Origin of the sequence: Nocardioides sediminis (genome assembly GCF_003047295.1) — a bacterium.
Taxonomy (GTDB): Bacteria; Actinomycetota; Actinomycetes; order Propionibacteriales; family Nocardioidaceae; genus Nocardioides; species Nocardioides sediminis.
On sequence record NZ_PZYZ01000004.1, the window covers coordinates 140,833 to 162,793 of the forward strand.

The window sequence follows — 21,961 nt, forward strand, 5'->3', positions numbered from 1 at the left end:
AGCCTAGGGACGGGGCGTCAGCGCAGGAGCGCCCGGGTGGCCGCGATGGCGTCGGCGAGCACGTCGTTGGCCGGGCGGCCCAGGGCGGTGGCGGCGCGGGCCACGTCCTCCCACTCGGGCTGGGCGTTGACCACCTCGCCGCGGTGCCGGGCCAGCTTGACCGCGATCCGCTGGCCCGCGACCTCGACGGCGACCATCTCCCGGTCCAGCGTGTGCTTGGCCAGGCGGACCTCCCGGACGCCGATCGTCGAGGTGTGGCGCCACAGCGCCTCGCGGACGGCCGGGGCGGCCGCGGCGGAGGTCAGCACCGAGAGGGTGTGGGCGGGCCGGCCCTTCTTCATCAGGATGGGCGTCAGCCACGCGTCGCTGGCTCCGGCGGCGAAGAGGGCGCTGATCACCGACGGCCACACACGGGGGTCGAGGTCGTCGATGTTGGACTCGACGAGCAGCGGCGAGGCGTCGGCGGCCGGGGCGCTGCCGGTGAGGATCCGCAGCACATTGGCGTGGGTGTCGGGGTCGCGACCACCGGCGCCGACGCCGATCCGGTCGACCGTCATCGCGGGCTGCGGGCCCCACTCGTCCGCGAGGGTGGTCAGCAGGGCGGCCCCGGTCGGGGTGCAGGACTCGGCGTGGCCGGGACCGGCCAGGGACGGTACGCCGCGCAGCAGCTCGGCCACGGCAGGCGGCGGCACCGGCATGGAGCCGTGCGCCCCACGCACCGTGCCGGACCCCACCGCCACCGGCGAGACCGTCACCGGTCCGCCGACGTGGGCGGCCAGCCAGGCGAAGCCGGCGCACACCCCCACGACGTCGGCGATCGCGTCGAGCGCCCCGACCTCGTGGAAGGCGACGTCGAGCGGGTCGGCCCCGTGGACCGTGGCCTCGGCGACCGCCAGCCGCTCGAAGGCGCGGACGGCCAGGTCACGGACGTCCTCGTCGAGGTCGGCGCGCCCGAGCAGCTCGCGGACGTCCCGCCAGCTGCGGTGGTGCTCCGAGTCGGGGATCTCCACGTGGCAGCGGGTGGCGGCGAAGCCGTTGCGGGAGACCGTCCCGGGCTCCAGTGCGACGGGCTCGGGGGCGACCGCGTCGACGGCTGCGCGGACGACGTCGAGGGGCACGCCGGCGCCGAGCAGGGCGCCGAGGAGCATGTCCCCGCTCGCCCCCGCGGCGGCGTCGACCCAGACGGTCATCGGGCGTCCGCCCCGACCCGCCGGGCGATGCGCGCGGCGGCGACGCCGGCGCCGTACCCGTTGTCGATGTTGACCACGGTGACGCCGGGCGCGCAGGAGTTCAGCATGCCGAGGAGGGCCGCGAGGCCGCCGAAGGAGGCGCCGTAGCCGACGCTGGTCGGCACCGCGATCAGCGGCGTGCCGGTGAGGCCGCCGACCACCGAGGGGAGCGCGCCCTCCATGCCGGCGACCACCACGAGGCAGTCCACCTCGTCGAGCCGGTCGCGGACCGCCATCAGCCGGTGCAGCCCGGCGACGCCGACGTCGCGGATCTCGACCGGCTCGCTGCCGTGGCAGGCGACGGTGAGCGCCACCTCGGCGGCGACCGGGGCGTCGGAGGTGCCGGCGCTGACGACGCCCACGGTCCCGCGCGCCGTCGGGAGCGGCCCCAGGGTGGCGGCGCGGGCGGTGTCGTGGATCGTGGCGCCGACGGTGCGGGCGGCGTCCAGCGCCTCGGGGGAGAGGCGGGTCGCCAGCACGGCACGCTCGGGGTGGCTGGCGTGCAGCGTCGTCAGGATGGCCGCGACCTGCTCGGGGGTCTTGCCGGCGCCGTAGACCACCTCGGGGTCGCCGGTGCGGGCGGCGCGCTCGAGGTCCACGCGCGCGAAGCCGAGGTCGGCCGTGCGCTCGTCCGGCCCGGGTGTGTGCGTCACGCCCGCAACGCTAGCGCCGCGTCGGACGCCGTCCTACTCGGCCCGGAAGGGGTCGGCCGGGTAGACGCCGAGCACCTTGACCTCGGTGGTGAAGAACGCCAGCTCCTCCAGCGCGTTGCGCACCCCGGGGTCGTCGGGGTGGCCGTCGACCTCGGCGAGGAACTGGGTCGCGGTGAAGTGGCCCTCGACCATGTAGCTCTCGAGCTTGGTCATGTTGACGCCGTTGGTCGCGAAACCGCCCAGCGCCTTGTAGAGCGCGGCGGGCAGGTTGCGGACGTTGAAGATGAACGTCGTGACGACCGGCCCGTCGCCACGCGGCGCCTCCTCGTAGTCGCGCGAGAGCACGATGAAGCGGGTGGTGTTGTGCTCCTCGTCCTCGATCTCGTGGCGCAGCACCTCGAGGCCGTAGATCTCCGCGGCGAGCGGCGGAGCGATCGCCGCCTGGGTCGGGTCGGCCGCCTCGGCCACCTCGCGGGCGGCGCCCGCGGTGTCGCCGGAGACGATCGGCTTGAGGCCGAGCTCGCGGATCACGCCGCGGCACTGGCCCAGGGCGTGCACGTGGCTGTGCACCGTCCGCAGGCCGTTGACGTCGGCACCGGGCGTGGCCATCAGGGAGAACTGGATGCGCAGGAACCGCTCGCCCACGATGTGCAGGTTGCTCGTCGGCAGGAAGTGGTGGATGTCGGCCACCCGGCCGGCGATCGAGTTGTCGATCGGGATCATCGCGAGGTCGGCCTCGCCGGTCTCGACCGCGGCGAAGGCGTCCTCGAACGACGCGCACGGCAGCGCCTCCCAGTCCGGGTAGGCCTGCCGGCACACGATGTGGGAGTTGGCCCCCGGCTCACCCTGGTAGGCGATCCGGCGTGTGGTCGGGCTCCCGGTCGGGCGTGCAGAGGTGGACGTCACGGCTCGGAGTCTGGCACGCGGGCCCGTGTCGCGACCGGCTCGTCTCAGCCGCCGTCCTAGGGTTCGGTCTCGTGTGGATCCTCGCCTCGGCCGCCCTTCTCCTCGCCCTCGTCGCCGCCGTGCTGGCGGTCGTCGCGCTGCGTCGTACGGCGTCCGCGTCGCGCCGCCCGCAGGCCGACGCCCTGCCCGAGGACGTCCACGGCCTCCGGCAGGAGGTCGCCGCCCTCAAGCAGGAGGCGGGCGACGCCCTGCGGCACCTGTCGGTGGTGCGGTACGACGCGTTCGGCGACGTCGGCGGGCACCTCAGCTGGAGCCTGGCGCTGCTCGACGACGCCGGGCACGGGGTCGTGCTGACCTCGATCCACGGGCGCAGCGAGGCGCGGACCTACGCCAAGAACATCACCGGCTGGACCTGCGAGCAGCAGCTCTCGCCGGAGGAGGAGGAAGCCATCGCCCACGCCCGTGGGTGAGGCGCCCGCAACCCTCGGCGGCGGGGCGAACCGCCTCTCCACCCTCCGGCGGCCCACCTGGTTCGCCGCGCCCACCGTCCGGTATCCGGTGGGAGAATCGGTCAAGACCTGCGACAGGTTCGGAGGCGCCGTGATCGATGGACGACTGGTGGCGGGCTACCTGCGCCTCGCCACGCCGGGACACACCGTCGCCCCGGGCGGTGCGGTCGACGACCTGGTCGCCCGGCTCCGCGAGCTGGTCCTGGCTCGGGTGGGTGAGGCGGCTGCGGCGGCGCTCGAGGACGAACGGGCCGGTCCGGAGGCCTGGTCGAGGGTCGCGCGTGCGATCGAGGAGGCGGGACGCCGCGATCCCGCGTTCGCGCGCGAGGCCACCCGCCTCTGTGACGAGCTCGCGCGACGAGGGGCGCAGCCGGTGCCCTGGCCCGCCGAGTCCGTCACCTGCCCCCAGTGCGGTCACCTCACCCGCTCCGGACACGCCTTCTGCGACCACTGCGGGATCTTCCTGGAGTGGGCCTCCTCCTCCGTCCCGGCACCGACCGGTTCACCAGCACCCCCAGCCCACCGCAGCGAGCCGCCGGCCCCCGTCGAGGCGTCCGCCTCCACGCTCGAGATGAGCGGAGGCGACGAGTCGGGCCGGCGGGTCGCGCAAGCGATCATCGACCAGGCCCTGTCGACCTATGTCCAGCGAGGGCGGCTGCTGTTCAACCCGCCGGAGCAGATGCGCCAGGGCCGGACGGAGCGAGTCAGGGTGGCCATCGCGCAGCACGGCGGTCTGGACCCGCAGCTGCGCGCGCTCGCTCCGGGCACGGAGGACGCCCTCATCGAGGACCTGGAGACGACGCCGTTCATGGAGGTCGACCTGCAGGGGCCCGCGTTCTCCATCGTGTCGCTGCAGGCCGGGGACACCGCCGAGCAGCTGCTGCGGCCCACGGCGCTGTGGCAGTTCGACGTCACCCCGGAACGCGGAGGCACGCACTCCCTCCACCTGCGCGTGGCGATGCGCGTCCCGCTGCCCGACCGGGACGAACGCGTCTCGCTCCCTGCGCTGGAGCGGACCGTCCGGGTGCGAGTCGACCCGGCGTACGGCGGACGGCGCTTCATCCGTGCGCACTGGCAATGGGTCCTCGCCACCGCCGCCGGACTCGGCGGCGCGGTCGGCGCGTGGATCAGGCTCTTCCAGGACTGACTGCCGCGCCGAGCCGCGGTCAGCCCTTCGTCGCAGCGGACGTGTCGACGCAGACGACGCCCCTGTTGCCGTCCTGGTCGGCGATCACGGTGAGGGAGGGCGCGTCGCTGTCGTCCACCACGGTCCCGCCCGCGGCGACGGCGGCGGCGATCCGCTGCCCGGCCACCTCGGGCGCCACGTAGACCTCGACGTGAAACCGCTGGCCCGGACCATCGGGCTCGTCCCCGAACCACAGGTTCGGGACCCGCACCGTGGCGTCCCGGATCTCGTCGCCGGGCGTGCCGCGGCCCCGGGACCCGGCGTCCCCGGTCAGGAGGGCGGCCCAGACCGGCGCGATGGTCGCGGAGTGTGCCGTGTCGAGGCCGAGCTCGACCTCGCTGACCGAGGCAGGGTCGGCGTCGAGCCCGTGGTCGGCCGCGATGTCGCTGATCCGCCGCGCGAGGTCGACGTCCTGCTGGGTCACCCACTCGACGACGTGCTCGGTGCCCTCGTCGTCCCGGTAGACGGCGTCGGCGGTGACCAGCTCGAGGTCGACGTACCCCGTGCCCATCGACACGCGGGGGTGGTGTCCGAGCGAGTCACCCGCCTCGCCCACCGCTGCGACGAACCGCGCGCCCGCGCCGAAGTCGTCGACCAGGTAGCGCGCGTGCAAGCCCTGGGCCAGCTTGCGCCAGTCGGTCAGGCCGGCCTCGGCGATCTGCTCGCCCCTCAGGATGTCCATGGACGGGGACGCTATCCCTGATTCAGCCCGACACGCAGGCGTCAGCTCCCGTGGGTGCACCGGCTCGGACCCGCGCTGATGCCGGCTCCGTACGCGACGGGGACCGCGTCCGCGAGCCGGTCCTCGCATCGACACGGAGGAGAATGACCGGATGGCTGTCGACGTCATAGTGCTGAACGGGGGGTCGAGCTCGGGCAAGACGAGCATCGGCCGGTGCCTGCAGGAGCTGCTGCCCCGACCGTGGCTCCTGCTGGGCGTGGACGGTCTCATCGACGTCGCGCCGCCGTCGTTGGTGTCCTACGGGCCGCAAGGAACGGTCGTCCTCGGTGACCAGTGGCGTGCGCTCGAGGCCGCGTGGTCGCGAGGAGTCGCCGCGATGGCAGGAGCCGGTGCTGGAGTGATCATCGACGACGTCTTCCTCGACGGCGCGATCTCGCAGCGGCGGACCAGCGACCACCTCGAAGGTCTGGAGGTGCTGTGGGTCGGCGTGCGTTGCGCCGCCGAGGTGGCGGCGGCGCGAGAGCGGGAACGAGGGGACCGACCGGCCGGGATGGCAGCCGGGCAGGCGGAGACGGTTCACCATGGCGTTGCCTACGACCTCGTGCTGGACAGCAGCTCCGCCTCCCCCGAGGACTGCGCGCGCCTCATCGCGGCACGAGTCACGTGACAAGCGTCGGCCACGGAAGCGGCCGACCCGCGATCACGCCTCCCAGTCGAGCACTGCGTCCAGCAGCTCGTGCCGGCTCGCCGCGCTGTCGAGCCGGAGCACGGGCTGGTCCCGGTCGGCCAGCCACTTCTCGTGGACGACCCGGCTCCGCCCGTCGAACGCCGGGTCGTCGTAGCCGCGCGCCCAGTCCAGGAACGCGTCCCACGCATCGGGGTCGAACGACCGGCCCGCCCGGCGGTGGACCTCGCGCGCCTCGAGGCGCCGGAGCCGCTCCGCAGGGTCGAGGGTCAGGAACACGATCGCGTCGCACTCGTCGACGACCGCCTCGCCCCAGCCCACCATCGACCCCGACAGCACCCACGCCTCGCGGGGGACGAACAGGTCCCGCATCAGGGACAGCCGGTCGCCCTCGGGTCGCTTCTCGACGTACGGCGGGTCGCTCGGCACCCAGAAGTAGTCGTCCGCGTCGGCGTGCGGGACCGACCAGTGGTCGGCCAGCGCCCGGGCGAGCGTCGTCGTCCCGGATCCGCTGGCACCCATCACGTGGACCCGGCACCGTCGCATGCCGTCATTCAACCGGGTACGACGGACAGGCGGCCCGCCTCAGCGCGGGACGCGCACCAGCAGCCGCCCGTGCACGCAGGACATCCGCAGCTCGCGACCGGCGCCGATGGAGTCGCCGTCGAGCTGCCGGGGCGTGTCCGTCGAGGCGCGGAGGACGACGCGTTGGCCGGTCATCCGGTTGATCAGCTCGTCGGTCTTGGTCGCCCGCGACAGCACCCGGAGCGCGAGCGGGATCCAGGAGACGAACCGCTGCGGGTGCAGGATCACCACGTCGAGCAGGCCGTCGTCGATGGCCGCGTCGGGGAGCAGCGGCATGCCGGCCTGGAGGTGACCGACGTTGCCCACCACGACGGTGCGCGCCCGGTGGACGGTGGGCTCCTCGTCGTCGATCTGGATCTCGACCTTGACCGCCGGGAACATCAGCGACCGCAGGCCGGAGACGACGTACGCCAGCCAGCCCACCCTGGCCTTGATCTCGTCGTTGACGCCCTCCATGAGTGCGGCGTCGAAGCCCATGCCGGCCATCACCATGAAGTGGGTGTCCTCGATACCGTCGCCGCTGACGTCGACGAGGTCGATGGCCCGGTCCTGGCCGTTGAGGGCCACGTCGATGGCCGAGCGGATGTAGAGCGGGATGCCCAGGTTGCGGGCCAGCAGGTTGCCGGTGCCGGCGGGGATGATGCCGACCGGGATGCCGGTGCCGGCCAGCTCGGCGCACACCTCGCGCACCGTGCCGTCGCCGCCGCAGACGAGCACGAGGTCGGCTCCCTCGACCGCGGCCTTCTCCGCCATCCCGGTGCCCGGGTCCTCGATGGTGGTGTACTGCCAGGTCGGCTCGGACCACCCGGACTCCAGCGCCATGGAGCTGACGATCGAGCGGAACTGGCCCACGTCCTCGACCTTGATCGGGTTGAGGATCACCGCCAGCCGGCGCTGGCTGCCGAAGACCTCGGGCAGCGGCTCCTCCTTGACCGCGTGCGGGCGCGGCAGCGGGTTGAGGAAGGCGATGAAGAACAGCGTCACGGACAGGCCCAGCAGCGAGCCGCCGATGGCGTCGGTGGGGTAGTGGCGTCCGAGCAGCACCCGGTCGGCCCAGGTGACGACGACGAGCAGCACGCACCCGGCGTACGCCCACCGGCGCAGGCCCGAACGGCGGACGAGCATCAGGGCCAGCACCGCGAGGACCGCCGCGAACGCCGTCACCGACGACGCGTGCCCGGACGGGAACGACTTGGTCTCCAGGAAGTCCGCCGACGCCTGCCACTCCGGGCGGGACCGCGCGAGGTTGAGCTTGACCACGGTCGTGATGAGCGACGTGGTGAGCATGACGAGCACGGTGAACAGCGCGGCCCGTCGGTGCTTGTTCCAGAAGAGCGCGGCGGCCAGCAGCACCGTCAGGATGGTCATGCCGATGGTGCTGAAGGTGTGCTCGACGACGCTGAGGAACCCCAGCAGCACGTCGTGGTCGTCGGCCCAGTCCTCCGCGTCGCGGCCCCACCTGTCGAGGCCGTCGAGCGGGGAGCGGTCCTGCTGGGCGACCATCCAGGCGATCACGGCGAAGGCGATCCCGAGGCCTCCGGCCCAGAGCAGGGTCACGTGGCGGGGGCGGTCGAGCACGGGCGCCAGTATGCAGGGTGGCCTCCCGATAGCCTTGCATCGTGATCCCACCCCACGACCAGCCTCGCTGCGCTCCCCTCGCCGCAGGGACCCCGGCATGATCGACCCCCGCCTGCTCCGAGACGACCCCGACCGCGTGCGCGCCGCCCAGGCCAAGCGCGGCCTCTCCGCCGACGTCGTGGACCGCGCGCTCTCCGCCGACGAGGCCCGCCGCAGCGCCATCACGGCGTACGAGCAGAAGCGCGCCGAGCAGAAGGCGATCGGCAAGCAGGTCGCACAGGCGCAGGGCGAGGAGAAGCAGGCGCTGCTCGCGCAGGTCAAGGACCTCGCCGCGGCCGTCAAGGAGCTCGAGGCCACGCAGAACGCCGCCGAGCAGGAGTGGGACGACGCGCTGCGCTCCATCCCCAACGTCGCCGCCGACGAGGCGCCGGCCGGTGGCGAGGACGACTTCGCGACGATCGAGCACGTCGGTACGCCGCGCGAGTTCGACTTCGAGCCCCGCGACCACATCGAGCTCGGCAGGATGCTCGGCGCGATCGACCTCGAGCGCGGCGCCAAGGTCTCGGGCTCGCGGTTCTACTTCCTCACCGGCATCGGTGCGCGCCTCGAGCTCGCGCTGGTCAGCATGGCGATGGACCAGGCGCGCGAGGCCGGCTTCACGCAGGTGATCGCGCCGTCGCTGGTCAAGCCGCGCGCGATGGAGGGCACCGGCTTCCTCGGCCAGGCCGCCGACGACGTCTACCGCATCGAGGGCGAGGAGATGTACCTCGTCGGCACCAGCGAGGTCGCCATGGCGGCGTACCACTCCGACGAGATCCTCGACGGCGACTCGCTGCCGCTGCGCTACGCGGCGTTCAGCCCGTGCTTCCGCAAGGAGGCCGGCTCGCACGGCAAGGACACCAAGGGCATCATCCGGGTCCACTGGTTCGACAAGGTCGAGATGTTCGTCTACACGACGCTCGAGGAGTCCTACGCCGAGCACGAGCGGCTGCTCGCCTGGGAGAAGGAGTTCCTCGACAAGCTCGGCCTCGCCTACCGCGTCATCGACGTGGCCGCCGGCGACCTCGGCCTCTCGGCGATCCGCAAGTTCGACTGCGAGGTGTGGATACCCACCCAGGGCAAGTACCGCGAGCTGACCTCGACGTCCAACTGCACCGACTTCCAGACGCGCCGCCTCGACACCCGCCAGCGGACGGCGGACGGCACCAGGCCGGTCGCCACCCTCAACGGCACGCTCACCGCGATCACCCGCACCATCGTGGCGATCCTTGAGACCCACCAGAACGCCGACGGGTCGGTGACCGTCCCCGAGGCGCTCCGGCCCTACCTGGGCGGCCTCGAGGTCCTGGAGCCCCTGGAGCGCACCGCGTGAGCGACTGGCAGCCCAAGCTCGTCGCGCTCGACATCGACGGCACCCTGCTCGCCTGGGTCGAGGGGTCGGGGCAGACCTACGAGCGGATCGCGCCCGCCCTGTACGACGCCGTCCAGGCCGCCCGGGACGCCGGCGCGCACATCGTGCTCGCCAGCGGGCGCTCGCCGCACGGCATGACCCGGGTCGCGGACCTCCTCGACATCCACGACGGGCGGCGGGACCCGCTGTGGGTCGTGGCGTCCAACGGCGCCGTGGTCTTCCGCTACCCGCCCGTCGACGTCGTCCACGAGGTGACCTTCGACGCCGCCCCGGCCGTGGCCGCCGTGCTGGAGCACCACCCCAACGCCCTCGTCGCGGTCGAGGAGCGCGGCCGCGGCTACAAGGTCAACCGGCACTTCCCCGACGGCGAGCTCTCCGGCGAGATGATCATCACCGACCTCGACGACATCGTCGGCGAGCCGGTCAGCCGTGTGATCATCCGCGACCCCGACGCCACCGCCGAGGACTTCGTGGGCCTCGCCGAGAAGCTGGGCCTGCACTCCATCGGCTACGTCGTCGGCTGGACCGCCTGGCTCGACCTCTCCCCGCAGGGCGTCCACAAGGCATCCGGCCTCCAGCACGTCGCCGCCGAGCTCGGCGTGGAGGCGAGCGACGTGCTGGCCATCGGGGACGGCCGCAACGACATCGAGATGCTCCGCTGGGCCGGCCGCGGCGTGGCCATGGGGCAGGCCGTGGAGGAGGTCCGCGAGGTCGCCGACCACGTCACCGGCACGGTGTACGACGACGGGGCCGCCACCGAGCTCGGCCGGTGGTTCCCCAACGGTGCCCGAGGTTGACGTGAGACCCCGCCTGGTCGCCACCGACCTCGACGGCACCCTGCTCCACACCGACGGCACGGTCACCGAACGGACCCGCGCGGTCCTCACGGCGCTGGACGAGCTCGGCGTACCCGTCGTCTTCACCACCGGCCGCCCGATCCGCTGGATGGAGCAGCTGTGGGAGGAGGTCGGCGGCCACGGCCTGGCGATCTGCAGCAACGGCGGGATCGTGTACGACGTCGCGCGCCGCGAGGTCCGCACCGCGCGCACCATCCCGGTCGAGGTGCTGCTTGCCGTCGGCGCCGCGATCCGCGACGCGGTCCCGGGCTCGGTCTTCGCCCTGGAGAAGACCGGCGGCTTCGCCCGCGAGCACGACTTCATGCCGCGCCTCAAGGTCAATGCCACCTCCGACGTCCCCACCGGGGACCTGGAGGAGATCGCCGACGACACGGTGGTCAAGCTGCTCGCCCGGCACGAGGACGTCGGTCCCGAGGACTACTGGCGGCGGGTCGAGGAAGCCGTGGGCGCGCAGGTGGTGTCCACCTGGTCCTCGGTCGGCACCCTCGTCGAGATCAGCGCGGCCGGGGTCACCAAGGCGTCCACCCTGGCGACGCTCGCCGCCGAGCTGGGGGCCGGCCCGGACGAGGTGATCGCCTTCGGCGACATGCCCAACGACCTGCCGCTGCTGGAGTGGGCGGGGACGTCGTACGCCATGGCCAACGCCCACCAGACCGTCATCGACCTGGCCGACCACACCGCCCCGCGCAACGACGAGGACGGCGTCGCCGCCGTGCTCAGCCGGGTGTTCGACCTCTCGATAGGGTGACGCGCATGTCCTTCCGCCTCCCGTCCGTGCTGCGCGCCCTGCTGGCCGGCATGCTCGTGGTCGGCGGCCTCGTGCTCGCCGTGCAGGCTCCGGCCGCCGCGTGCACCTGCCAGCCCGCCGACGCCGAGCGGCAGACGTCGCGGGCGGACGCGGTGTTCATCGGGACCGTCGACGGGGTCACCCAGGTCGACCAGCAGCTCGAGATCGCGGTCACCGCGACCCGGTCCTACAAGGGGACGGTGGACCGGAGCACGACGGTCACCACGGCCCGCCAGACCACCGCCTGCGGCATCGGCGAGCCCGAGCAGGGCGCCGACTACCTCTTCATCGTCCGCGGCGACGCCCCGCCGTACGTCGCCAACAGCTGCGACGGCACCGGCCGCCTCGACCCCGACCGGGTCGCGCAGGTCGAGGGCATCCTCGGCGCCGGCCAGGCGGTCGAGCCGCCCCCGCCGCCCACCGCCACCCTCACGAGGGTCGAGGACTCGCCGCCCGCGTCGATGGCGCGGATGGCCGCGCCGGGCGGCGCGCTGGTCATCGTCGGCCTGCTCGGCCTCGTCGTGGTCGGACGGCTGGGTCGCCGGGCGTGACCACGCTCGCCCGGCTGCTCCTCGTCGTCCCGGCGGTCGCCGCGTGGCTCGTGCTCACGGCCGGTTCGGCGTCCGCGCTGGACCAGGGCCTGACCCACGACCAGTGGCGCACCGGGCGGCTCGTCCTCGGCGTCGTCGGGCTGACGTTCCTGGCGTTCCTCGCCTACCGCGCGCTCCGCGGCCGGCTCGGCCGCCGGGGCGACCGCTAGGACTGCGCACGGCGTCGGCAGCTCGTGCGTCAACGGGGCTCGTCGAGCGTGGGCTCCGCGCTCCCGAGCGCGAGCTGCCCGCGTCGTGCTCGCCTCAGAGGTACATCCCGCCCGACTCGCCGGGGGCGGGAGGCTCGGGCGTCGGCGCGCCGGGAGCGGCCTGCGCCTGGGCCGGGCCGTGACCCTCGACGTGCATCCCGGGCGGCAGGGCGCGGCGCATCTGCTCGAGCTGGCCGCGGGCGGCCATCTGCTGGGCGTAGATCGCCGTCTGGATGCCGTGGAACAGGCCCTCCAGCCAGCCGACCAGCTGCGCCTGGGCGATCCGGAGCTCGCCCTCGGACGGCGTGCCCTCCTCGGTGAAGGGGAGCGAGAGCCGCTCCAGCTCCTCGACCAGCTCGGGCGCCAGACCGGCCTCCAGCTCCTTGATGGACGCGTGGTGGATGTCCTTGAGGCGGTTGCGGCTGGCCTCGTCGAGCGGGGCCGCCTTCACCTCCTCGAGGAGCTGGCGGATCATCGAGCCGATGCGCATCACCTTGGCGGGCTGCTCGACCAGCTCGGTGATGTGGCGCTGGCCCTCGTCGTCCGAGTCGTCCCCGTCCGCCTCCTCGCGCGTGGGCAGGGCGCTGACCGGGATGGTCCCGACCGGTCGCCCGTCGGGACCGACCACCACGACCTGCTCCTCGGCGTGCTCGCCGCCGGAGCCGTCCGGCCCGGGCGTCTGCGGGGTGCCCTGCTGCTCGCTCATGCCCGCCACCCTAGTCGCGCGGCCTGACGCCCCCGCCAGGGTGGCGTGGCCGGGTCAGAGCGTCAGCACGATCTTCCCGATGTGGTCGCTGGACTCCATCAGCGCGTGCGCGGCCGCCACGTCCTCGAGCGGCATCGTCGTGTGCACGATCGGCCGCACCGTGCCGTCGGCGACGAGCGGCCAGACGTTGTCGACCACGGAGGCGCAGATGGCGGCCTTGTCGGCCAGCGGCCGCGAGCGCAGCGAGGTGGCGATGACGGCACCGCGCTTGCGCAGCAGCGCGTTGATGTCGAGCTCGCCCTTGGACCCGCCCTGCATCCCGATGATCACCAGCCGGCCCTCGGTGGCCAGGGCGTCGACGTTGCGGCCGAGGTACTTCGCCCCCATGTTGTCGAGGATGACGTCGGCGCCGCCGTCGGCCTTCAGGACCTCGGCGAAGTCCTCCTCGCGGTAGTTGATGGTCACGTCGGCGCCCAGCTCCGCGCAGGCGGCGAGCTTGGCGGCGCTGCCGGCCGTGGCGAACACCTTCGCGGACAGCGCGCTGGCGAGCTGGATCGCCATGGTGCCGATCCCGCCGGACCCGCCGTGCACGAGGAAGCGCTCGCCCGGCTGGAGGCCGGCGACCATGAAGACGTTGGACCACACCGTGCAGGCGACCTCGGGCAGCGCGGCGGCCTCGACGAGCGAGACCCCCGCCGGCACCGGCATGACCTGCCCGACCGGCACCACGACGTACGACGCGTAACCGCCGCCGGCGAGCAGCGCGCACACCTCGTCGCCGACCGCCCACCCCTCGACGCCCTCCCCGAGGGCCGCGACGGTGCCGCTGCACTCCAGGCCGATCACCTCCGAGGCGCCCGGCGGCGGCGGGTAGAAGCCCTGCCGCTGGAGGGTGTCGGCCCGGTTGACCGCCGTCGCAGCAACGGCGACGAGCACCTCACCGGGACCGGGGGTCGGGTCGGGCAGCTCGCCCACGGACAGGACCTCGGGACCTCCGGTGGAGGAGGCGATCACGGCACGCATGGGTCCACCCTGCCAGCCCCGCGGCGAACTTCAGTCCTCGAACTCCTCGTCGCTGTGGTCCACCTCGGAGTCGTCGGGGACCTCGTCGTTGATGTCGTCGGGGTCGGGGGCGCCGGCCGGACGCTCCCACCGCTCGGCCAGGCCCTGGGCGAGCGCCGCGAGCCGCTCGGTCTCCTCGGGGTCGGCGTCCCGGGCGCCGACGGCCACGCCCAGGAGGTAGGCGGTGATGGGGGCGGACGTCTTCTGCACGTTCCTCGCCGACGTGCGCGCCAGGTCGAGGACCAGGCCCTCGTCGACCTCGGTCTCGACGTCGAGCACGTCGCACAGCTCATCGATCCAGTCGTGGAGGTTCACCCGATCAATCTCCACCCGCAGGGATGGGGCGTGCAAGTACCTCGCGTCGTGTCAGCGAGGTGTCACCGACTCCCTGTCAGCCCTGCAGGTCGCGCCAGTCGGCCCAGGTGTCCACGTCGCGCGACTCCGCCCCGTCGGCCGGGACGTCGGCCAGGTCGAGGGGCGCGAGGAGCGCGCGCAGGGACATCCCGTGCTGGTGCTCGAGGTCGGGTCGCACGGCCGCGAGGCGGTCCGCCGACAGGACCCCGGCCAGCTGGCGCCGTCCGTCGCCGTCCACCAGGAAGGCGCCGTCCCTCGCGGACCCGCCGGTCGCGGCCTCCCGCAGGCGCCTCATCGTGGACGCCGTGACGTGCGGCATGTCGACGGCCAGCACGCCCACGAGCGTCGGCGTCCGCAGCAGCGCGTCGACGCCGGTGAGCAGCCCGGCGACCGGACCGCCGCGGGGCGGGTCCTCCCGGGTGAAGGTCACCGGCCGCGCGGTGCGCACCGTCGGGGGACCGACCACGACCACCTCGTCGGCGTCCACGAACGCGTCGATCGACCACTCCAGCAGCGTCCGCCCGCCGAGCTCGAGCCCGGCCTTGTCGATGCCGTCCATGCGGGCCGCCGTGCCGCCGGCCAGCACGATCCCGCAGAAGCCGCCGGCGCCCAGGTCCTGTGCCATGGGGGCAGTCTCCCAGCGGGCACCCGCGCCCCCATCGCCTGTAGCCTTCGGGCCGTGTCTTCCCCGTCCCGGGGCCCCGCCAAGGGCCGCCGCATCGCCGACAAGCCACCGTCGCGGTGGTCGCGCGGTCGGTCGTCCGGCGTCCGGGACGAGCGACCGGCCACACCGGCCGGAGAGCCGCGCAGGACCCCACCACGTGCCGCGGCCGGGACCCCGGCCCAGGCCCCGCGGGACACCCCGCGCGAGGCCCCGGCCGAGACCCCACGCGAGGCCGCGGCCGCCACTCCGCCCGGGACCGGGCGGGAGACCACCCCGGCCGAGCCGTCCCGGACGCCGCCCGAGGTCGTGCTCCCACGCGACCCGCTCCCCGCGACCTCCTCGCGGACCCGGTCGATGCTGTGGGTGCTCGCCGGCGTCGTGCTCGTCGCCGGCGTCGCCGCCCTGGTGGCCGCGGCGTTCGGCGCGGGGCCGGCCTGGATCGACGGGGTCGGCGCCGTCGCCGTGGCCACCGTCCTGTCCTGGGCGCTGGCCGCACGCACGGGCGGCCGCACCTGGGTCACCGCCGGCGTGGCCCTCGCCCTCGGCGTGACCGCGATCGCCGTCGACACCCCCGTGCTCCGCACCGGCGCCGCCGTGATGACCACCGTGACCGGCGGCGTGCTGGCGGTGATGCTGACGGTCCCCGCCGTGAACTACTGGCGCGCCTGCCGCGAGGTCCTCATCGCCACCGTGCTCGCGGGGGTCACCGCGCTGGCCGCGGTCGGGTTCGAGCCGACGGTCACGGTGCCGCGCTTCGACTACGCCTCGCTGCTCCTCGGCCTGGTGCTGGTCTTCGCGCTCGTCTACCGGCTGGGGGCCGGCCTCCACGGGCTCGGCCGCCGGGGCCTGGTGGCGGTCCTGGTGGGCGCCGTGCTCCTCGTCCTCACGCTCGCCTACGCCGAGCTCCTGCGACGGTACGGCGCCGGGTCGGTCGTGCAGTCCGTCCTCGACTTCGTCGACTGGACGACCGAGCGGATCGGCGCGTTCCCCCGCCCGCTGGTGGTGCTGCTCGGCATCCCCGCGCTCGTCTGGGGCACCCACATGCGCGCCCGCCGCCGCCAGGGCTGGTGGGTGTGCGCCTTCGGCGTCACGGCCACCATCCCGCTCGCGCAGGGCCTGCTCGACCCCGACGGCAGCTTCCTCGAGGCCGGCCTGCGGGCGGCGTACTCGCTCGTCCCCGGGCTGGTCCTCGGCTACCTCGTCGTGCGCGCCGACCTGGCCCTCACCGGCCCCCGCGGACGCCGCGGCCGCCGCGCCGAGGAGGCGGAGGCGCACCGGCCCGAGCCCGCCCGCCTCGCCGAGCTCTGACTACGCCCCGGTAACGGCTAGCGTCACCACCATGGCTCGTTCCCAGTCCACCGAGATCCTCGCCGAGATGGTGGCCAACGTCCTTGTCGTCTCCTGCGAGGTCGGCGACACCATCGCCGCGGGCGACACCGTCATCCTGCTCGAGTCGATGAAGATGGAGATCCCCGTGCTCGCCGAGCGCGCGGGCACCGTCACCGCCGTCAAGGTCACCGCGGGCGACGTGGTCCAGGAGGGCGACCCGCTCGTGGTGCTCGACTGACGCACGCGTCCGTGCGGCAGAGTGGGCCCATGCTGATCCGCGGAGCCGTCCTGGAGTCGATCGGCGCCCCGCGCCCCTACGCCGACTCCCGCCCGATCACCATCAGCGAGCTCGAGCTGGACCCGCCGGCTCCCGGCGAGCTGCTCGTGCGGGTCGAGGCCGCCGGCCTGTGCCACTCCGACCTGTCGGTCGTGGACGGCAACCGGGTGCGCCCGGTCCCGATGCTGCTCGGCCACGAGGCCGCCGGCCGGGTCGTCGAGGCCGGACCGGGTACGACGGTCGCCGTCGGCCAGCGGGTCGTGATGACCTTCCTGCCGCGGTGCGGCCGGTGCGAGGCGTGCGCCACCGACGGCCTCGCGCCCTGCATCCCGGGCAGCGCCGCCAACAACGCCGGCCACCTCGTGGGCGACGGACAGCGGCTGCACCGCGACGGCGAGGACGTCTTCCACCACCTCGGGGTGTCTGGGTTCGCCGACCACGCGGTGGTGCACGAGACCTCCGTCGTGCCGGTGGGCGACGACGTGCCGCCCGAGGTGGCCGCCGTGCTGGGCTGCGCCGTCCTCACCGGCGGCGGCGCGGTGATCAACGCCGGACGACCGGCACCGGGCCAGACCGTGGCGGTGGTGGGTCTCGGCGGCGTCGGCATGGCCGCCGTCCTCACCGCGCTCGCCCAGGACGGCGTACGCGTCGTCGGCGTCGACACGGTGCCCGACAAGCTGGAGGCGGCGCGGCGCCTGGGCGCCGACATCGCCCTCACGCCCGACGAGGCGACCGAGCAGGGGCTGCGGGCCGAGGTCGTCATCGAGTGCGTCGGTCGCGCACGGGCCTTCGAGGCCGCGATCGGCCTGACCGCGCCCGGCGGGCGCACCGTCACCGTCGGCCTCCCCGCCCCCGACGACCTGGCGACCATCTCGCCGCTGGCGCTGGTCGCCCAGGGCCGCACGATCATCGGCAGCTACCTCGGGTCGGCCGTCCCGAGCCGCGACATCCCCGTCTTCGCCGACCTGTGGCGGGCCGGCCGGCTGCCGGTCGAGCACCTGGTCTCGTCCCACATCGCGCTGGACGAGATCAACGAGGGCATGGACCAGCTCGCCGACGGGCGCGCCATCCGGCAGGTCATCACCTTCGGCTGACCGGCCCGGTCAGTCGGCTGACAGCGGGCCCGAGCCCGCTGCTGACAGCGGGCCCGAGCCCGCGATGCACTTCCACGCTGATGCGTGGGATACAGGCGCCGAGCGGCGTCGCGACCCGGACCTCCGCGCAGGTGCGTGGAAGTCCAGCAGACGGGCCGGTGCGGGACCGACGCGCCCCCGAGGTGCCGCGCCGGCGCCCGGTCAGTCGGCCGCGACCTCCGGCCGGTCCGGCTCGGCCCACCGCGTGTGGAAGCTGCCCTCGCGGTCGACCCGCTCGTAGGTGTGCGCGCCGAAGTTGTCCCGCAGCGCCTGCACGAGCGCGGCGGGCAGCCGCTCGCGCCGCAGCCCGTCGAAGTAGGCGAGGGACGAGGAGAAGGCCGGCGTCGGCACGCCGGCCCGCGCCGCGGTCGCCACGACCTCGCGCCAGGCGTCCACCCCGGCCTTGACCGCGTCGGCGAAGTAGGCGGTGGTCAGCAGGGTGGTGAGGCCGGGCTCGTCGTCGTACGCCTCCTTGATGCGGTCGAGGAACTGCGCCCGGATGATGCAGCCGCCCCGCCAGATGGTGGCCAGCTCGCCGAGGTCGATGTCCCAGCCGTGGGCATCCGCCCCCGCGGCGACCTGGTCGAAGCCCTGGGCGTAGGCCACGACCTTGGACGCGTAGAGGGCCGCGCGGACCTGGTCGACGAAGGTGTCGCGGTCCACCTCGACCCGCTGCTCCTCCGGGTCGGTGGCGAAGACCTCGCGGGCCGCCGCGCGCTGCTCGGTGTGCCCCGACAGCGACCGGGCGAACGTCGCCTCGGCGATGCCGGTGACCGGTACGCCGAGGTCGAGGGCGGTCTGGACGGTCCAGCGTCCGGTGCCCTTCTGCTCGGCCGCGTCGCGCACCACGTCGACGAAGGGCCGTCCGGTCTCCGCGTCGGTGTGCCGCAGGACGTCCGAGGCCACCTCGATGAGGAACGACTCGAGGTCGCCGCCGTTCCAGTCCTCGAAGACGTCCGCCACCTGCGCGGGCTCGAGCCCGGCAACGGTCCGGAGCAGGTCGTAGGACTCGGCGATGAGCTGCATGTCGGCGTACTCGATGCCGTTGTGCACCATCTTGACGAAGTGTCCGGCGCCGCCTGGACCCACGTGGGCGGCGCAGGGGGTGCCCTCGACGACGGCCGCGATCGACTCGACGACCGGCCGCAGCCGCTCCCAGGCGTGGTCGGACCCGCCGACCATGATCGACGGCCCGTTCAGCGCCCCGTCCTCGCCGCCCGAGACGCCCATGCCGACGAAGTGCAGGCCGTGCCCGGCCAGCGCCTCGTCCCGACGGACCGTGTCGGCGAAGTGCGCGTTGCCCGCGTCGACGACGATGTCGTCCTCGTCGAGCAGCGGCACCAGCTCGTCGATGACCGCGTCGGTGGCCTCACCCGCCTTGACCATGACGACGACCACGCGGGGCCGCGCGATCGCGGCGACGAGCTCCTCGAGCGTCTCGGCGCCGACGAGGTCGCCCTCGTCGCCGTGCTCCTCGAGCAGCGCGGTGGTCCGCGCGGTCGTGCGGTTGTGCACCGCGATGGTGTGGCCGTTGCGGGCGATGTTGCGGGCCAGGTTGCGGCCCATGGTCGCCAGCCCGGTCAGGCCGATGGTCGCTCGAGCGTGCTCGGTGGACATGCTCGGGCCAACTCCGTCGCGCGGGTCGCTATTCCACCCCGCGAGGCACCGGTGGCTACCATCGGTGGGGAGCCGACCCGGCTCGCCGGACGAGGGAGCCGTACCCGGACAGCGACAAGACGGCCTCACGGAGGTTCGTCATGGCATGGCTCGTGCTCGTCGCGTCCGGGGTCCTGGAGGCCGTCTGGGCCGTCGCCCTCGGCCGGTCCGAGGGGTTCTCCCGGTTGGTCCCCTCGGTGGTCTTCGTCGTCGCCCTCGTGCTGAGCATGGGCGGTCTGGCCTTCGCGCTGCGCACCCTCCCGGTCGGGACGGGGTACGCCGTGTGGGTCGGCATCGGCGCCGGCCTCGCGGTGGCCTGGGGGATGGCGACCGGCACCGAGAGCGTCAGCGTGGCCAAGGTGCTGCTGCTCCTCGGCCTGGTCGGGTGCGTGGTCGGTCTCAAGCTCGCCCACTGACCCGTCGTACGACGTGGCGGTCAGGACCCGAGCACGTCCTTCATCGTCGCGATCTCGGCCTCCTGGGCGTCGATGATCGTCCCGGCGAGCTCGACGGCCGGCGCGTAGCGACCGTCGTCCTGCTGGTCCCGGGCCATCTCGACGGCTCCCTCGTGGTGCTCGACCATCATCTCGAGCCACATGTCCTGGAACTCCGCGTCCGGGGCGTTCTCCAGCTCCTCGAAGTCCTCGGCGGTCATCATGCCGGGCATGTCGGACTCCATCCCCTTCATGGAGTCGGCCATCCCCTCCATGTCGTGGCCGGCGTTGGAGTGGTCGCGCATCGTCGCGGGGACCTCCTCGTCCCACTCCTGGAGCCAGTCGGCCATCTGCTCGATCTCGGGGCCCTGCGCGTCCCGGACGTCCTGGGCCAGCTCCTGCACCTCGGGGTCCAGGTTGCGCTCGACGGTCAGGTCGACCATCGACAGGGCCTGGGCGTGGTGCTGGATCATGTCGGTCGCGAACGCGACGTCGGCGTCGTTGTGCTCGGTGTCGGACACCTCGGCGGAGGTGTCGTCGGCGGACTCGTCGCCGCCGCACGCCGAGAGCGTGAGGGCCAGCCCGAGGGTCAGTGCGCCGACCAGTCGTGGGGTACGACGAGCGCGCCCGATCGTGCGGTGCTGCATGCGTGTCTCCTGTCCGCGGTCTCGTGTGGAGGACGCCGATATCCTCACCAGCATCTCGCGGTGGCTCTCGGCGTGACGCAAGGGGACCTGCATGGCTGGCATCCGGGTGTGGTCGATCGTGGTGGGCGTCGTCGCCGTCCTCGTGGGCTGGACGTTGCTGTTCCGCCCCTTCGCGTCGCTGACCGTCCTGCTCCTCCTCGTGGTCGTGGGCCTCCTGGTGATGGCGGGCAGTCGGCTCGCCGAGCTCGAGCGGCCGTGGGCGGCGCTCGACCTCGTGCCGGCGACGGCGTACCTCCTCGCCGCGGTCGCGGTGCTGGTCTGGCCCGGGTCGGCGGTCGTCGTGCTCGTCTGGGTGGTGGGGCTGTCACTGCTGGTCGACGGCGTCGTGGCCCTGGTGCACGCCGTGCGCGACCGCGGCCCGGGCCGGATCACCTCGGCCCTGCGCGGCACTGCCACGGTGGTCCTCGGCGTCCTCGCCCTCTCCTGGCCCGACGTCACCAGCATCGTGGTCGCCGTCGTCTTCGGCATCCGGGTGCTGTGGACCGGGCTGGAGCTGGTCTGGCAGGGAGTCCGCGGACGCACGGCCGGACGGCCGACCGGACAGCCGGCCCCGGCCGGCCCGCGGCCCTGGTGGCGTCGCAGCCTGTCCTTCGTCGCCGCCGCGGCCACCCTCGTCCTCGCGGTGGCCCTCGCGGGGGTCGGGTCCCTCGTCAGCAACAGCACGCCCGTGCCCGACGACTTCTACACCGCGCCGGAGGACGTCCCCGGCGAACCGGGTGCGCTGCTCCGCACCGACGACTTCGACCGGGCGATCCCCGACGGGGCGCGGGCCTGGCGCATCCTCTACACGACCACGGCCCTGGGCGACGAGCCCGCGCTGGCCAGCGCGATCGTGGTCGTCCCCGACGACGCCGGCGCCGCCCCGCTGCCCGTGGTCGCCTGGGCGCACGGCACGACCGGGGTCGCGGAGGGCTGCGCGCCCTCCCTGCTGGCCGACCCCTTCGAGGCGGGCGCCATGTTCACCCTCGACGAGGCCATCGGCAACGACTGGGCGGTCGTGGCCACGGACTACGTCGGCCTGGGCACCGAAGGACCCCACGCCTACCTCGTCGGCGAGCCCGCCGGCCATGCGGTGCTGGACGCGGTGCGGGCCGCGCGCGCCGTCGAGGAGATCTCGCTCGCCGACCGGACGGTGGTGTGGGGACACTCGCAGGGCGGGCACGCGGCCCTGTGGGCCGGCATCCTCGCGGAGGATCACGCCCCCGATGCCGGCGTCGTCGGCGTCGCCGCCATGGCGCCGGCCAGCAACCTCACGGGCCTGATCACCAACCTCGACGAGGTGCCCGGCGGCAGCATCTTCGCGTCGTACGTCCTCGACGGCTTTGCGAGCACCTACGACGACGTGGACGTCGACGACTACGTCCGCGGCGCGGCCGAGGTGCAGGTGGAGGAGATGGCGACCCGGTGCCTCTCGGGTCCCGGCGCGCTCGTCAACATCGCCGAGTACCTCGTCCAGGACACCTCGGTCTTCGACACCGACCCGACCTCGGGGGCCCTCGGAGCGCGGCTGGAGGAGAACGTCCCGGCAGGCCCGATCGCCGCCCCGCTGCTGCTCGCCCAGGGGGAGACCGACCCGCTCGTCATCCCGTCCGCCCAGCAGGAGTACGCCGACCAGCGCTGCGACTCCGGCGGCGGTCCGGTCGACTACCGCACCTACCCCGACCGCGACCACGTCGGAGTCGTCGCCGACGACTCCCCGCTGGTGCCCGACCTGCTGGAGTGGACCCGGCAGCGGTTCGCCGGTGAGGAGGCGGCCGACACCTGCGGCTGAC

Annotated in this window: 25 protein-coding genes and 1 riboswitch; of the genes, 13 read left to right on the plus strand and 12 right to left on the minus strand. The window is 73.8% G+C overall.

Annotated features, from left to right (window positions below; all coding sequences use genetic code 11):
• Positions 1-17: 17 nt before the first annotated feature.
• The 3 genes from larC to DAI17_RS11365 are packed head-to-tail and all read right to left on the minus strand — an operon-like array spanning position 18 to position 2,788.
• The gene (gene larC, locus DAI17_RS11355) at positions 18-1,190 is read right to left on the minus strand and encodes a nickel pincer cofactor biosynthesis protein LarC (protein WP_107773039.1); all 1,173 of its coding nucleotides are present in this window, start codon (positions 1,188-1,190) and stop codon (positions 18-20) included.
• Entirely contained in the window at positions 1,187-1,882 is a 696-nt protein-coding gene (larB, locus tag DAI17_RS11360) for a nickel pincer cofactor biosynthesis protein LarB (RefSeq protein ID WP_107773040.1), read from the minus strand. The genes larC and larB overlap by 4 nt, the downstream gene beginning before the upstream one ends.
• Positions 1,883-1,915: 33 nt before the next feature.
• Positions 1,916-2,788: a prephenate dehydratase gene (locus DAI17_RS11365; protein WP_199905078.1), complete on the minus strand. Its 873-nt coding sequence runs from the start codon at positions 2,786-2,788 to the stop codon at positions 1,916-1,918.
• Between the two features lie 71 nt (positions 2,789-2,859).
• Here DAI17_RS11365 and DAI17_RS11370 point away from each other — a divergent pair, with 71 nt between their 5' ends.
• A complete protein-coding gene (locus DAI17_RS11370; protein WP_234412454.1) occupies positions 2,860-3,258 on the plus strand; it encodes a DUF4446 family protein in 399 nt (132 codons plus the stop codon).
• A gap of 130 nt (positions 3,259-3,388) precedes the next feature.
• Positions 3,389-4,444 carry a zinc ribbon domain-containing protein gene (locus DAI17_RS11375; RefSeq protein ID WP_159081490.1) on the plus strand — a complete coding sequence of 352 codons (1,056 nt, stop codon included), beginning with the start codon at positions 3,389-3,391 and terminating at the stop codon, positions 4,442-4,444.
• Between the two features lie 19 nt (positions 4,445-4,463).
• On the opposite strand, the gene DAI17_RS11380 is transcribed toward DAI17_RS11375, so the two are convergent.
• Positions 4,464-5,165 carry a 4a-hydroxytetrahydrobiopterin dehydratase gene (locus tag DAI17_RS11380; RefSeq protein WP_107773042.1) on the minus strand — a complete coding sequence of 234 codons (702 nt, stop codon included), beginning with the start codon at positions 5,163-5,165 and terminating at the stop codon, positions 4,464-4,466.
• Positions 5,166-5,316: 151 nt separating this feature from the next.
• Here DAI17_RS11380 and DAI17_RS11385 point away from each other — a divergent pair, with 151 nt between their 5' ends.
• The gene (locus DAI17_RS11385) at positions 5,317-5,832 is read left to right on the plus strand and encodes a chloramphenicol phosphotransferase CPT family protein (RefSeq protein WP_107773043.1); all 516 of its coding nucleotides are present in this window, start codon (positions 5,317-5,319) and stop codon (positions 5,830-5,832) included.
• 33 nt (positions 5,833-5,865) lie between these two features.
• On the opposite strand, the gene DAI17_RS11390 is transcribed toward DAI17_RS11385, so the two are convergent.
• Both DAI17_RS11390 and DAI17_RS11395 read right to left on the minus strand, forming a co-directional pair.
• The gene (locus tag DAI17_RS11390) at positions 5,866-6,396 is read right to left on the minus strand and encodes an AAA family ATPase (RefSeq protein ID WP_107773044.1); all 531 of its coding nucleotides are present in this window, start codon (positions 6,394-6,396) and stop codon (positions 5,866-5,868) included.
• 39 nt (positions 6,397-6,435) lie between these two features.
• Positions 6,436-8,013, minus strand: coding sequence for a YegS/Rv2252/BmrU family lipid kinase (locus DAI17_RS11395; protein ID WP_234412455.1), 1,578 nt, complete (start codon positions 8,011-8,013; stop codon positions 6,436-6,438).
• Between the two features lie 97 nt (positions 8,014-8,110).
• Here DAI17_RS11395 and serS point away from each other — a divergent pair, with 97 nt between their 5' ends.
• From serS to DAI17_RS11420, 5 genes are read left to right on the plus strand one after another with little or no spacing between them, the layout of a single operon-like run.
• Positions 8,111-9,385, plus strand: coding sequence for a serine--tRNA ligase (gene serS / locus DAI17_RS11400; RefSeq protein ID WP_107773045.1), 1,275 nt, complete (start codon positions 8,111-8,113; stop codon positions 9,383-9,385).
• On the plus strand, positions 9,382-10,221 hold the full coding sequence (locus DAI17_RS11405) for an HAD family hydrolase (RefSeq protein WP_107773046.1): 840 nt from the start codon (positions 9,382-9,384) through the stop codon (positions 10,219-10,221). Before serS ends, DAI17_RS11405 begins: the two co-directional genes overlap by 4 nt.
• Position 10,222: 1 nt before the next feature.
• Entirely contained in the window at positions 10,223-11,029 is an 807-nt protein-coding gene (locus tag DAI17_RS11410; RefSeq protein WP_107773047.1) for a Cof-type HAD-IIB family hydrolase, read from the plus strand.
• Between the two features lie 5 nt (positions 11,030-11,034).
• The gene (locus DAI17_RS11415; RefSeq protein WP_107773048.1) at positions 11,035-11,619 is read left to right on the plus strand and encodes a hypothetical protein; all 585 of its coding nucleotides are present in this window, start codon (positions 11,035-11,037) and stop codon (positions 11,617-11,619) included.
• Positions 11,616-11,828 carry a hypothetical protein gene (locus tag DAI17_RS11420; protein WP_107773049.1) on the plus strand — a complete coding sequence of 71 codons (213 nt, stop codon included), beginning with the start codon at positions 11,616-11,618 and terminating at the stop codon, positions 11,826-11,828. The genes DAI17_RS11415 and DAI17_RS11420 overlap by 4 nt, the downstream gene beginning before the upstream one ends.
• A 94-nt stretch (positions 11,829-11,922) precedes the next feature.
• On the opposite strand, the gene DAI17_RS11425 is transcribed toward DAI17_RS11420, so the two are convergent.
• The 4 genes from DAI17_RS11425 to mobA form a co-directional block, all read right to left on the minus strand.
• A complete protein-coding gene (locus DAI17_RS11425; RefSeq protein ID WP_234412456.1) occupies positions 11,923-12,573 on the minus strand; it encodes a bacterial proteasome activator family protein in 651 nt (216 codons plus the stop codon).
• Between the two features lie 54 nt (positions 12,574-12,627).
• On the minus strand, positions 12,628-13,596 hold the full coding sequence (locus DAI17_RS11430) for an NAD(P)H-quinone oxidoreductase (RefSeq protein WP_107773050.1): 969 nt from the start codon (positions 13,594-13,596) through the stop codon (positions 12,628-12,630).
• Positions 13,597-13,626: 30 nt separating this feature from the next.
• Complete coding sequence (locus tag DAI17_RS11435) at positions 13,627-13,950, minus strand: DUF6457 domain-containing protein (protein ID WP_107773051.1); 324 nt, start codon at positions 13,948-13,950, stop codon at positions 13,627-13,629.
• 76 nt (positions 13,951-14,026) lie between these two features.
• Entirely contained in the window at positions 14,027-14,614 is a 588-nt protein-coding gene (gene mobA, locus DAI17_RS11440; protein WP_107773052.1) for a molybdenum cofactor guanylyltransferase, read from the minus strand.
• A 54-nt stretch (positions 14,615-14,668) separates the two neighbouring features.
• Between mobA and DAI17_RS11450 the strand changes: the two genes are divergently transcribed.
• Genes DAI17_RS11450 through DAI17_RS11460 form a run of 3 tightly spaced genes read left to right on the plus strand, consistent with a single transcriptional unit; the run spans position 14,669 to position 17,353 of the window.
• The gene (locus DAI17_RS11450; protein ID WP_159081491.1) at positions 14,669-15,961 is read left to right on the plus strand and encodes a hypothetical protein; all 1,293 of its coding nucleotides are present in this window, start codon (positions 14,669-14,671) and stop codon (positions 15,959-15,961) included.
• A 31-nt stretch (positions 15,962-15,992) separates the two neighbouring features.
• A complete protein-coding gene (locus tag DAI17_RS11455) occupies positions 15,993-16,220 on the plus strand; it encodes a biotin/lipoyl-binding carrier protein (protein ID WP_107773055.1) in 228 nt (75 codons plus the stop codon).
• A 29-nt stretch (positions 16,221-16,249) separates the two neighbouring features.
• The gene (locus tag DAI17_RS11460; protein WP_107773056.1) at positions 16,250-17,353 is read left to right on the plus strand and encodes an alcohol dehydrogenase catalytic domain-containing protein; all 1,104 of its coding nucleotides are present in this window, start codon (positions 16,250-16,252) and stop codon (positions 17,351-17,353) included.
• A gap of 201 nt (positions 17,354-17,554) precedes the next feature.
• Here the strand turns inward: DAI17_RS11460 and gndA are convergent, their stop codons facing one another.
• Positions 17,555-19,009, minus strand: a complete 1,455-nt coding sequence (gene gndA, locus DAI17_RS11465) for an NADP-dependent phosphogluconate dehydrogenase (RefSeq protein WP_107773057.1) — start codon at positions 19,007-19,009, stop codon at positions 17,555-17,557.
• A 65-nt stretch (positions 19,010-19,074) separates the two neighbouring features.
• Positions 19,075-19,138, plus strand: a riboswitch (guanidine-III (ykkC-III) riboswitch).
• Between the two features lie 11 nt (positions 19,139-19,149).
• On the opposite strand from gndA, the gene DAI17_RS11470 reads away from it, so the two are divergent.
• Complete coding sequence (locus DAI17_RS11470) at positions 19,150-19,464, plus strand: DMT family transporter (RefSeq protein WP_107773058.1); 315 nt, start codon at positions 19,150-19,152, stop codon at positions 19,462-19,464.
• 20 nt (positions 19,465-19,484) lie between these two features.
• Here the strand turns inward: DAI17_RS11470 and DAI17_RS11475 are convergent, their stop codons facing one another.
• The gene (locus tag DAI17_RS11475) at positions 19,485-20,129 is read right to left on the minus strand and encodes a DUF305 domain-containing protein (RefSeq protein ID WP_107773059.1); all 645 of its coding nucleotides are present in this window, start codon (positions 20,127-20,129) and stop codon (positions 19,485-19,487) included.
• Between the two features lie 91 nt (positions 20,130-20,220).
• On the opposite strand from DAI17_RS11475, the gene DAI17_RS11480 reads away from it, so the two are divergent.
• Entirely contained in the window at positions 20,221-21,960 is a 1,740-nt protein-coding gene (locus DAI17_RS11480) for a lipase family protein (RefSeq protein ID WP_107773060.1), read from the plus strand.
• Position 21,961 lies beyond the last annotated feature (1 nt).